Source organism: Leifsonia poae (assembly GCF_050632865.1).
GTDB classification, from domain to species: Bacteria; Actinomycetota; Actinomycetes; order Actinomycetales; family Microbacteriaceae; genus Leifsonia; species Leifsonia poae_B.
In genome coordinates this window covers 1,150,895-1,162,651 of record NZ_JBODSA010000003.1, presented here as the reverse complement: position 1 = coordinate 1,162,651, position 11,757 = coordinate 1,150,895, and the positions used below count along the sequence as shown (strand labels likewise).

The window sequence follows — 11,757 nt, the reverse complement described above, 5'->3', positions numbered from 1 at the left end:
TGGCCTTCTCGTTCAATTCGCATTGCTCAACTCGTTGCTGTGATCCGGAGGCGATCGCCGTTGGCGATGCCGAATGCTGCGATGACGTCGTTCCCGCTGACGGCGAGGGCCTTGTCGTCGAGCGTCAAGGAGAAACCGTCGGGCAGTACCGTGCCCTTCTCAGCGAAGGCGTCGGCGATCAACCGTCGAAGGCGGTCGAAGGTGACACCGCCCGGCACCAGCAGATCGATCTGCCTGCCGTGAAACACGAGGGTGATCTCGATCACGATGATGTTCCCGCTGAGAAGGGCCCGGTGAGCGGGTCAGAAGCCGAAGCTCTGTGCATCCTGCGCGTCACGCTCGGCGATGGTGTCGGCGTACTTGTTCAGCTGCTCGTTGATGCTCACCAGGAGATCCTCGAACTTGCGCACGTTCTCCTGCAGCTGGTTGTACTGCTCGAGATACGCCTGGAAGGCCTGGCCCTTCCACTCCTCGGCGATGGTCGAGTTCATCTGGTTCACCTTCTGGATCGCCTGCTCGATCTCGTCCTTCGAGCGCGTGTATACCTGCGCCTGCTGCTTCAGTTCTTCCGGGGTAACGCTGATCTGACCCATGTGGAGCCTCCCTAGTGCTGTGATCTGCTAATCTATAACGCGAAATACTGCACGCGTATGCGGCATCTATCGCATGTGGTGAACATATTGGCTTTCAATCTCGTGGGTCAAATCCCGGCACTGAGCGAAGGTCGAATTCTGTCCTAAAGCCATGGGCCATGCCGTCGGCGACAACTCAGGAGGGCGATGTGCTCAAGAAGATCCTCATCAGCGTTGCGATGGTCGGCGCCTCAGCGCTGCTGGTGAGCTCTGCGGCGACGTACGAGGCGTCATCCACGGCAGCATCCGGCCACGCGCCGACGATCGCGCTCGTCAACGAGGACCAGTCCGCGGCCTTCAACGGCACCGACTACCTGTTCGGCAAGAACTTCGTGGATCTGGTGGCGCGCGACAACCGCTACAACTGGCAGGTCGTGTCCCGAAGCGTCGCCGAGAAGGCCTACGCCGACGAGGCGGTCGGGGCGGTGATCGTGCTGCCACGATCGTTCTCGCACGACATCCTCACGCTGCAGGACCTCGATCCGATCCAGGCCCGGATCGACTACAAAGTCGCCCCCGGCGATGCGCTGTCCCAGCAACGCCTTCAGAACGAGGTCTCGTCGATCCTGCGCGACTTCAACTCCCGCGTCGTCCAGCTGTACTTCGCAAGCGTCGCCGGGAACATCTCGGAGGCGCAGACGAGGATGTCGTCGGTGGTGGACAGCCACGCGCGACTGGTCGGGACGCTGTCCGACACCCTCCACCCCGACGTCGAGAAGATCGCGACGAAGAACGACGGCGACATCAGCCTGGCCGAGATCCTGCGCTCCATGAACGCCGCGTGGATCCAGAGCCAGAACGGCTTCACCCGGAGCACCACCAGCACGCTGGCCTCGACGAGCGCGTCGCTCTCCCGGCAGCAGCCCTCGCTCGACGACTACTTCGCCCTCCAGCGGCAGATCGCTGAGCGAAATGCGGCCAACGGCAACACCGCGCTCGGCGAGCAGGCCTCCGCGGACAAGCAGCAGTACGACGCGGCGTTCTCCGCGCACCTCGAGGGATTCCTCTCCGGAGACGGCACCTGGTCCGGGCTGCGAGGCGTCGACTCCGTCGACGCGGACGGCACGCACACGGGAGTCCTGCCGACGCTGCAACGGGCGGTGTCGCAGTACGACGCTCTGGCTCGGGAGTACAACGCACACGTCGGCGAGGTAGTCGCCTCCTTGAACAGCCGCCGGGCAGAGCTCGTGGACTCGATCACCGCATTGGAGCAGCTGGAGACGACGCTCCTCGAGGAGTACTTCACCATCGCGATGCCAGCCGACAATGCCACCATCGGGGCACCCGCCGGCGCGTCCAGGCTCACCGATCACTCGTACGACGTCGACCTGACGACCCTCACGGCCGCCCACGCCACGCGGGCCCTCGCTCAGAAGCTGGCGAACACACTCAGCGATGGCTACCGGGCACCGGAGATGGATCAGTACGACGCTCGCATCCGGGCCCTGGTCGCATCCATCCCAACCGATCCCGTCGAATTCGAAGCGCTGTCCGCCGCGCTGCAAGCGGCACCGGGCTTCGATCCCACCCTCTACGCCGAAGACCTGCGGCTGATCAAGCGCTACGCCGACGAACGGGGCATCGCGTCGCCGCCGTTGGACGTCCTCCGCCCGACGCCGAGCGCAGATCAGGCTGTCACGACGTCGGTTTCGGCGACGGTGGATCCCGGAGATCGTCAAGCGCTCGGCGTCACCCTTCCGACGCCGCTCGCTGCTGCTGACGTGACGGTTGCGACGGCAACGTCAGCGGAGTGCGCCGACTGTGTGCAGGTGGACCCCGCGACCCAGACGGTCACGGTCGACAACAGCTCGGGGGAAAGTCCGGTCGGTGTCACGGTGACCTACACCATCCGCCTGCGGGACACCATGGGCACCGTCAAGGTCGACTTCACCGCCCAGGGAACGGTGGGCGAGCCCGCGGCGCAGGTGCTCCGCAGCGATGTGTACGTGCTGGATCCCGCGAACGCCGGTGCGAACGCCGTGTCCGCCTCCGTGGCCGGAATCTCCAGCTACCTCGGCGACATCCGCACGGCCGCGCAGCTGCTTCACGCTCTCTACGGCGGACCGGACGAGGACCTTCGCGGCTTCGTCTCGGCGGTGACGCAGACCGGAGACTTCCCCGGGCACAGCACGGACTCCATTTTCAACCGCTACGGCGTGATCGACGCCGCGACCATCGAGAAGCGTCTGCACCCCGACGACGTCGCCGCCTACCGCGCACTCGGCCAGCATGTCGTCTCCGCGCTCACCCAGCAGATCCGACTCGCTCTCAGTCATCGGGCGCAGATCGACACCGATCTCGGCACGCTGGCGAGCCTCCAGCTGTCGCCGTCCTTCTTCTCCACCGCACTGTCCGGCTTGGAGGCGTGGTATGCCGCGGCGACGGTCGCGGTGCAGGCCGCTCCGGAGCGGTGGCGGGCGCAATCCCCCAGCGTGATCCAGCTGGCGACGGTCCCGTGGACCGGGCAGGAGGAGGGCAGAGCAGAGCTGTATCTCGATGAGCGAGCAGGCCCGATGCTTTACGAATCGCTCTCGGAACTCGTGAAGACGACGAGGTCGGCCGCGGACGGGGTCGCCGCGAGCGCGAACGCGATCTCCGACAACTCCGCCGAGTTCGACGACTTGCTGGCGAACATCCAGCGCACCCAAGCGGACACCCATGCGCTTCTCGAGGCCATGAACGGAAGCATCGTGACAGGGAGCACCGACCGCGCGATGGCCAGCGACTACAGCGCGCGGTTCTCGACGGTGCTGTCCAACACGCGTGCCAGCGGCGCCGACCCGGCCAAGATCTACGAGTCCTTCGCGACTCCGGTCACGACACGGGATACCACATCGGCCGCGTCGAACATCGGCAGCGGTGGGTTCGATTACCGTTGGCCCGCGATCTTCCTCGCCGGTTCGCTCCTCGGAATCCTCGGCGCGTGGTTGCTGATGCGTCGACGAATGGTCAGGCGCGAGCCCGCCGGCGCCTCGACCCGGTCTTGGCGCCGAGGAACACCGCGAGGCCGGTGAGCGGTAGGGCGACCGCCGCCATGAGGAGGATCCAGGGATCGGCGTCCGGCGGCGCCGTGACAGAGGCGACGTCCCGAACCGCCGCCGGAGAGTAGCCCTCGAAGAGAGTGTTCCGAAGTCGGGTGTACTGGTCGTCGGCACTCGTATCGCCGCGGCCCTCGAAGGTGAGCCGGGCCGACGCCTGAGCAACCGCCTCCTGCGCGTGCGCGATCTCCTCGGCCTTCTGCGTGACCTGAGGAAGGAAGAGTTCCCCCATGAAGGGGAAGTCGGAGGAATTCCCCGCCTCGATCCCCGTGTTCACGATGACGTCGGAAAGGAGGTGAAGGCTGCCATCGCCTGCCGGCGGGACACCGTGGTCCTCATCCGCGATCGCCGGGGATCCCACCAGAACCACGAGCCCGGCCGCCCCGAGGAGGCCCGCCGCCGCGATGAACGACCGCGGACGATGGTGCTTCGAGCTGTGGACTGTCATCCGATCTCCCTCTGGTGACATGGGCGTTTCCACGACGGTATCGAGTCGTTCAGCGGGGTCGCCAACCGCGGGCTCGAATTGCGGCCATGCACGTCGGCGGACGCCATGGCACGACGGCCGGTTCACGCTGGTACTGCGGGCGACGCGGCGAGACGCGCGACGCGGCGCGGCCGATGGCCGCAATGAGATTCCGACGGCCTCCCGTTGCTACACTCCGGCCGTGACGAAGACGCACATGCGGCGGCCCCTGCTCGCCGGGCTCGCCGCCGTGATCCTGCTTGCGCTCGGCGCAGGCATCGCCTTCGTGCTGACGGACGCCCTCGGCATCCGCGCCGAGTCGTCGGACGTCGCGCCGGAGACACCCGCCGTCGCAGCGGTCGCCCCGACCGCCCTGCCGCCGCGGTTCGCGCATCCCGCCTCCACGGGACGACCCCGTGTGGATGCGGCCCTCGCCGAGCTGGACGACGCCGTCGGTGACGCGGCCGCGACGGCGGGGACCGCCTCCCTGGCGGTCGAGGTGACCGGCGGCGCGCAGACGCCGACCGACGATACGTACCGCCTCGACGGCACCCCCACCGCCCTGCGTGTCGTCGCGACCGCCGATGCCGGAGCCGCGCGCGGTGTCTACGATCTGGCGTCCGCCATCCGCGACGGCCGACCGGTGACCGCCGACCTGGGCCGCACCGTGACCTCCCGCCTCCCCTTCCGCATGGCCGACCTGGGCGCCGTCGGCGTGAAGCCGGACGAGGCGGCGTGGTCGAGGGGCGACGACTACTCGCACAACTCCAAGGCGTTCGAGGACGCCATCCTGCCCGGCGCGCCCTACGTCGACGAGGGTGCCCTCGCCGGGGATCGCGCCGAGTTCGACGCCTACGTGCGGCACCTCCTCGCCGAGGGGTACACGGCGGTCGCCATCCCCGGGCTGCTCGAGTATCTGACGTTCGCCGACGTCGGCGACGGCCGCGCCGTGTACGCCGAGGGCGACGAGCACGTGGCACGGGCGCTCGCCATGCGGGAGTCGTTCGGTGCGATGTGGAAGTCGGCCCACGATGCCGGGCTGAAGGTGTACTTCCGCACCGACATGCTGACCCTCACCACTCCGCTGCGCGAGTACCTGACGAAGCGGTTCGGGAGCCTCGACACCGAGAACCCGGAGCTGTGGTCGGTCTACGCAGCGGGCCTCGATGAGCTGTACCGCACCATGCCTTACGTCGACGGCGTCCTGATCCGGATCGGCGAGGCCGGGTCGGTCTACGATCTGCCCGGCTGGGATTACACCTCCGAGCTCGCGGTCACAACGGTCGCGTCCGTGCGCACGATGCTCACCACGCTGCTCGGCCAGGCGGACCGGGCCGACCGGGAGGTCATCTTCCGCACCTGGAGCGTCGGCGTCGGCGCGGTCGGCGACATGCACACCAATCCGGCGTCGTACCACGCGGTGCTCGACGGGATCGACTCCCCGCATCTCATCGTGTCGACGAAGTACACGCTCGGCGACTTCTACAGCCATCTCCCGCTCAACGACACCCTGGAGACCGGGGACCAACGGCGCATCATCGAGTTCCAGAGCCGGCGCGAGTTCGAGAACTTCGGCGCGTTCCCGAACGACCTCGGGCCGCTCTACAAGACCGCCTTCGACACGCTGCTCGCCGCCAACCCGCACATCGAGGGGATCTGGACCTGGACGCAGGACGGCGGCCCCTGGCGCGCCGGTCCCCTGTCCCTCGAGCTGAAGACCGGATTCTGGCAGCTCGCCGAGCTCGACACGGAGCTGGCGGTGCGGCTCGCGCGCGATCCCTCCACGGATCCCGCCGCCGTCACCGTGGACTGGGCGCGGCGCTGGTTCTCCGATGATCCCGCGACCGTGCGGTCGATCGTCACGGCGATGGCGGAGTCGCGCACGGCCATCACCGACGGCCTCTACATCGGCCCGTTCGCCGACAAGAGGGTGTTCGCGATCGGCCTCGAACCGCCGCCGATGATGTGGATCTTCGAGTGGGACATCGTCACCGGCGACAGCGCGGCACTGGACGTGATCTACGCGATCTCGCGCGACCACCTCGACGAGGCGATCGACGGCGGAGAGCGCGCGACGGCGGCCGTCGGGAGGATGCGCACGCTGATCGGAGGGACCGACGCCGCCACCTGGAAGGACCCGGCACTGCGCACGCGGTTCACCGCCACGCTCGACTACGAGGCGAGCACGCTCGGGATGCTCGGCGACTACCGCGCGATGGTGCTGCGGAAGGCGCAGTGGAACGACACCGCCGACCCGCAGGCGTACGCCGACTGGCAGACGGCCCGGACGGCGTTCCTCGCCAGCTCGGCCGACCACGAGAAGCGGTACGGCGGCGACCCCTACTACCCGGCGTACAACCTGACGGCTGCGCACCTCGGCCTCGACCGCGCCGATCGCGATCTGCCGATGGCGTGGGCGTCGGGCGCCCTGCTGGTCCTGGTCGCGCTGTGGCTGCTGTTCGGCATCCTGTCGTCACGCGTGCGTCGGCTGGGCGGTGCTCCCGGTGCGGCCGCCGCGCGGGCATCCTGGATCGCTGCGACCCGGCCGTGGCGCGCGGCGGAGGCGGCGGCCGGGCTGGGCAGGCTCGACCGGGTGCTGCTGATCGCGGTTCCGACGGTCGCGCTCGTGGCCAGCCGTTGCGTCCTCACTTGGTTCGCGGCGCCCGCCCATCTGGTGGCCACCCTCGGCGCGTGGGCGGTCTTCGTCGCGGTGCTGCTGGCGCTCTGCGCACTGCTCGGCGGGCGGATGCTGCCGCTGCTCGCCGCGATCGGCGGCGCGGCCTTGCTGCGAGTGCTGCTGCTCACCGCAGTGCTCGTCCCCACCGGCCCGGGCGGCTACTGGTTCGGGTTCTGGACCGACCCGGCGGCGCGTTCGCTGTACACGATCGCGGCGTTCGCGCTGTTCGCCTGGGTGCTGGTCGCGGCCGGGTGGTCACAGGCTCCGCTCCTGGGTGCGCGGCGGGCGACCGGGATGGTGGCCGCGGCTGTGGGCGGGGCCGTCGCGGCGATCGCGGTGCTCGTCGGCGTGATCGGACTGGAGCAGGCGCTCACGGTGTGGAACGATCAGCTCGCGCTGCTGCCGTGGGGGCTCTCTCGGATCCTCGGGATCACCGTCTACTTGGGCATCCCGGCGGAGACGCCGTGGTGGGTGGCCGTCATCGGCGCGCTCGCGCTCCTGCTCGGGCTCGCCCTCGCCCTGCCGAAGCGGCGACGGGCCCCCAAACGCAGGAGAGCCGTCACCCGACACAGCGTGTCGAGGACGGCTCTCCGGTGGCCGGCTGACGCCGGTTACTGCGCGAGCGTCAGGAGCACGTCGTCGCCGGGGGCGGCGGGCACGAAGTCCGCCTCGATCTCCGCGCGGCCAAGCAGCTCGTTCATGCGGCGCTGGCGGTGCTTCGGGATCAGCGTGACGACGGTGCCCTGCTTGCCGGCGCGGCCGGTGCGGCCCGAGCGGTGCAGATACGTCTTGTACTCGTCCGGGGCGTCCGCCTGGATCACCAGGTCGATGTCATCGACGTGGATGCCGCGTGCGGCCACATCCGTGGCGACCAGGACGTTGACGCGTCCGCTGGTCAGCTTTTCCAGGTTGCGCGTCCGGCGCGACTGGTTGAGGTCGCCGTGGAGGCTGACAGCCGGGATGCCGGCGTCCTCCAACTGGTCGGCCAGCATCTCGGCGAAGGCGCGGGTGCGGGCGAAGACCAGGGTCTTGCCCTCGCGGTCGGCCAGCTGCTCAATGATGGCGCCCTTGTCGCGGTGCTCGATGACGAGCACGCGGTGGTCGATGGTCGAGGACGCCTGGTCCTCACCCGCCACCTCGTGCACGGCCGGCTCGACCAGGAACTCGTCGACCAGCTGAGCGACACCGGAGTCCAGCGTCGCCGAGAAGAGCAGCTTCTGGCCGCCGTCAGCGGTGTGGCGCAGGATGCGCTGCACCGGCTCGAGGAAGCCGAGGTCGCACATGTGGTCGGCCTCGTCGAGGACGGTGATGGCGACCTCGCTGAGGTCGAGGCGGCCCTGCTCCACCAGGTCCTCGATGCGGCCGGGGGTGCCGATCACGATGTCGACGCCGCGCTGCAGCGCGCCCACCTGGCGGCCCTGCGGCACGCCGCCGTAGATCTGCGTGGTGAAGAGGCCGACGCTGCGGGCGATCGGCTGGACGGTGCGGTCGATCTGCAGCGCGAGCTCGCGGGTCGGCGCCAGGATGAGCGCGCGCGGCGCGCGGCCCATCTGACGCTTGCCGCCGGACTTGCCGGACTCGGCCCACAGCTGCATCAGGCGCTCGACCATGGGGGCGCCGAAGGCGATGGTCTTGCCGGAGCCGGTGCGGCCGCGGCCGAGAACGTCCTTGCCGGCCAGCACATCCGGAGTGGTGGCGGCCTGGATCGGGAACGGGGTCTCGGCGCCGAGCTCGGCGAGCGCGCGGACGATGTTGCCGCCGAGGCCGAGGTCGGCGAAGGTCACGCCCTCGACGTCCTTCGCCTGGATGGCCTCCGCCTCCAGACGCTCGAGCACGACGTCGTCGGTCGGGGCGAACGCGGGCTTCTCGTCGCGCGACGGGTAGAAGGAGGAGTCGCGGCGAGGGCGGTCGTCGAACTGGCGACGGGGACGGTCGTCGTAGTCGCGACGCGGACGCTCGGCGCGGTCGCCGAAGTCGCGACGCGGACGCTCGGCACGGTCACCGAGTTCGCGACGCGGGCGGTCGTCGTAGTCACGGCGCGGACGCTCGGCGCGGTCGCCGAAGTCGCGACGCGGGCGCTCAGTGCGGTCACCGAAGTCGCGACGCGGACGGTCGTCCTGCTCACGGCGCGGACGCTCGCTGCGGTCGTCGAACTGACGGCGCGGACGGTCGTCGTACTCGCGGCGCGGACGCTCGGCGCGGTCGCCGAAGTCGCGACGCGGACGCTCGGCACGGTCGTCGAACTGACGACGGGGACGCTCGTCGTACTCGCGACGGGGTCGCTCGCTGCGGTCGTCGAAGCGACGCGGGCGGTCGTCCTGGTCGCGACGCGGACGGTCGGCGCGGTCGTCGTACGAACGGCGCGGTCGCTCCTGGCGATCCGAGCGGTCCTGCCACTCGCGCTCGGTGCGGCGCGCGTCCTTTCCGCGGGGCTCCCAGTTGGGGCGCTCACCGCGCTCAGCGCGCGAGCCGCGGGCGTCACCGCCGCGGACGTCGTCACGCGTGCCGTAGACGGAGCGGCCGCGGGCGGCGCGGTCCTCCGTGCTCCAGCGGGCCTTCTTCGGAGCCGCCCCCTGCTCCTCGGCGCGGTAGCCCCGGTGCTTGGGGCTGCGGCTGCCGCTCTTCGGGGCGCCGCCGCGGGAGGGCTGCGATCGTCGGTCGTTGTTGTATCCGGGCATGGATGTGCTTCCTGGGTTGCTTTCGAGTGCGCGGCGGCACGCCGAAGCGCACCGGATGATTCCCGGGCGAACTGTGTCCGGGGCCGTTCACGATTGTGTGATCCGCACCGCTGATCGGGTGCGAAACCGGCCCGCTTGACTGACAAACCCATCCGCGCGACAAGCGCGGTGTCAAGAGCCGACCTGTCAACGATACAGGACGCAGGCTGGGAACGGGCTGCCGATCACCCTCGGCCGCTGTGCGGGCGCGGGGTATACAGGGAGGTATGAGCGCATCCACCTCGTCGGACGGCCTCGATGCGATCGTCATCGGCTCGGGCCCGAACGGTCTCGCGACCGCGCTGACGCTCGCGCGAGCCGGCCTGCGGGTGCGGGTGTACGAGCGCAACGCGACCATCGGCGGCGGCCTCCGCACCGAGGAGCTGACGCTGCCCGGCTTCCTGCACGACATCTGCTCGGCCGTGCACCCGCTCGCCTTCGCCTCCGGCTTCTTCCGCAAGTTCCAGCTCGAGCGACGGGTGCCGTTCGTGGTGCCGACGGCGTCGTACGGCAACCCGCTGGACGGCGGCCGGGTCGCGATGGCGTACCTCGACCTGGAGCGCACGGTGGACGGCCTCGGCGTCGACGGGCCGGCCTGGCGCGCGCTCCTCGGCCCGCTGGTCCGGGAGGCGGACGCCGTGTCGCAGTTCACGCTCTCGGAGCTGCTACAGGTGCCCCGGCATCCGCTCGTCGCCGCGAGGTTCGGCCTGACGGCGCTGTCGCAGGGCGGCCGGTGGTGGGATCTCCCGTTCCGTGCCGAGGCGCCCGGCGCGCTGCTCTCCGGTGTCTTCGCGCATACGACGCTGCCGCTGCCCAGCGTGGCCGGCGCGGCCGCGGGACTCACGCTTGCGGTGCAGGCCCACGCCCGCGGGTGGCCGCTTCCGGTCGGCGGCAGCCGAGCGATCGCGGACGCGATGGCGGCCGACCTGCAGGCGCACGGCGGCGAGATCGTCACGGGCACGCCGGTGACGTCGCTGGCCGACCTGCCGGACGCGCGCGCGATCGTGTTCGACACGCATGTCGCGGATGCGGTCCGGCTCGGCGAGGACCGGCTTCCCGCGTCCTACCTCCGCCGCGTCTCCCGCTTCCGTGACGGGAACGGCGTCTTCAAGGCGGACTTCGCTCTGTCCGGCCCGGTGCCGTGGACCAACCCCGAGCTGTTCGAGACGGCCACCGTCCACCTGGGCGGCACTCGCGCCGAGACCGCGCGCTCGGAGAACGCGGTCGCGCGCGGCCGGCAGAGCGACCCGCCCTATGTGCTCGTCACGCAGCCGTCCCTGTTCGACGCCAGCCGCGCCCCCGCGGGGAAGCACGTGCTCTGGGCGTACACGCACGTGCCGCGCGGCTCTACGGAGGACCGCACCGAGGCGATCATCCGCCGGGTCGAGCAGTTCGCGCCCGGCTTCCGCGACCTCATCATCGGCACGAGCACGATGAACGCGGTGCAGGTGGAGCAGCACAACCCCAACTACATCGGCGGCGATATCTCCGCCGGGGCCCCCGACTTCCGTCAGCTCGTCGCGCGTCCCGTGCTCTCGTCGGAACCGTGGCGGATGCCCGGACGCGGCCTCTATCTGGCCTCGGCGTCCGTGACACCCGGACCCGGCGTCCACGGCCTCGGCGGCTACTACGCGGCCCGGAGCGCGCTCCGTCACGAGTTCGGGATGACGCGGATGCCCGACCTCGCGCCCTCGCCGGACCAGGTGGCCGCCCCCGCGTCCGCCCCGCTCATCCCGGACGCGCTGCGTCCCCCGACCCCATCGGAGCAGTGATCATGTCCGTCAACGTCCGCCGTATGGCCTGTACGCCAGAACAGGTGTTCGCCGTCCTCGCCGACCCTTGGGTCTACCCGACCTGGGTGGTCGGCGCCTCCCGTCTGCGTGCCGCGGACGACCGCTACCCAGCCGACGGCTCGCGCCTGCACCACTCCATCGGCGTCTGGCCGCTGGTGCTCAACGACGAGACCCGCGTCGAGGAGTGGGACCCGCCGCGCCGGATGGTGCTGGAGGCCAAGACGCGGCCTTTCGGAACCGAGCGGGTGATCATCGACGTGAAGCCGCGCGGCGGCGGCTGCCTCGTGCGCATCGAGGAGTACCCGTACACCGGGCTCGTGACCAGGCTCCCCGGCGTCATCGCCGATGCGCTGCTGCACGTCCGCAACGCGGAGACGCTGCGGCGGCTGGAGTGGGTGGCGCGGGGGCGCGCCGAGCACTGACAGCGGCCCCCG

7 protein-coding genes are annotated in these 11,757 nt (G+C 70.1%); 3 read left to right on the top strand and 4 right to left on the bottom strand.

What is annotated here, in order from left to right; translation table 11 throughout:
• Positions 1–26: 26 nt before the first annotated feature.
• Both ACRAWB_RS16030 and ACRAWB_RS16025 read right to left on the bottom strand, forming a co-directional pair.
• Positions 27–266, bottom strand: a complete 240-nt coding sequence (locus ACRAWB_RS16030) for an EsaB/YukD family protein (RefSeq protein WP_431354226.1) — start codon at positions 264–266, stop codon at positions 27–29.
• 36 nt (positions 267–302) lie between these two features.
• On the bottom strand, positions 303–593 hold the full coding sequence (locus ACRAWB_RS16025) for a WXG100 family type VII secretion target (protein WP_431354225.1): 291 nt from the start codon (positions 591–593) through the stop codon (positions 303–305).
• Positions 594–781: 188 nt separating this feature from the next.
• Here ACRAWB_RS16025 and esaA point away from each other — a divergent pair, with 188 nt between their 5' ends.
• The gene (gene esaA, locus ACRAWB_RS16020) at positions 782–3,646 is read left to right on the top strand and encodes a type VII secretion protein EsaA (RefSeq protein ID WP_431354224.1); all 2,865 of its coding nucleotides are present in this window, start codon (positions 782–784) and stop codon (positions 3,644–3,646) included.
• Here the strand turns inward: esaA and ACRAWB_RS16015 are convergent.
• Positions 3,582–4,118, bottom strand: a complete 537-nt coding sequence (locus ACRAWB_RS16015; protein WP_431354223.1) for a hypothetical protein — start codon at positions 4,116–4,118, stop codon at positions 3,582–3,584. The genes esaA and ACRAWB_RS16015 overlap by 65 nt on opposite strands.
• 3,306 nt (positions 4,119–7,424) lie before the next feature.
• Positions 7,425–9,491, bottom strand: a complete 2,067-nt coding sequence (locus ACRAWB_RS16010) for a DEAD/DEAH box helicase (RefSeq protein WP_431354222.1) — start codon at positions 9,489–9,491, stop codon at positions 7,425–7,427.
• 266 nt (positions 9,492–9,757) lie between these two features.
• Here ACRAWB_RS16010 and ACRAWB_RS16005 point away from each other — a divergent pair, with 266 nt between their 5' ends.
• Entirely contained in the window at positions 9,758–11,302 is a 1,545-nt protein-coding gene (locus tag ACRAWB_RS16005; protein WP_431354221.1) for a phytoene desaturase family protein, read from the top strand.
• A gap of 2 nt (positions 11,303–11,304) precedes the next feature.
• Positions 11,305–11,745: an SRPBCC family protein gene (locus ACRAWB_RS16000; protein ID WP_431354220.1), complete on the top strand. Its 441-nt coding sequence runs from the start codon at positions 11,305–11,307 to the stop codon at positions 11,743–11,745.
• Positions 11,746–11,757: the final 12 nt, after the last annotated feature.

Coding starts and splice junctions, on each gene's coding strand:
- ACRAWB_RS16000 (WP_431354220.1), top strand. CDS start 11,305: ATGTCCGTCAACGTCCGCCGTATGGCCTGTACGCCAGAACAGGTGTTC.
- ACRAWB_RS16010 (WP_431354222.1), bottom strand. CDS start 9,491: ATGCCCGGATACAACAACGACCGACGATCGCAGCCCTCCCGCGGCGGC.
- ACRAWB_RS16005 (WP_431354221.1), top strand. CDS start 9,758: ATGAGCGCATCCACCTCGTCGGACGGCCTCGATGCGATCGTCATCGGC.
- ACRAWB_RS16015 (WP_431354223.1), bottom strand. CDS start 4,118: ATGACAGTCCACAGCTCGAAGCACCATCGTCCGCGGTCGTTCATCGCG.
- ACRAWB_RS16025 (WP_431354225.1), bottom strand. CDS start 593: ATGGGTCAGATCAGCGTTACCCCGGAAGAACTGAAGCAGCAGGCGCAG.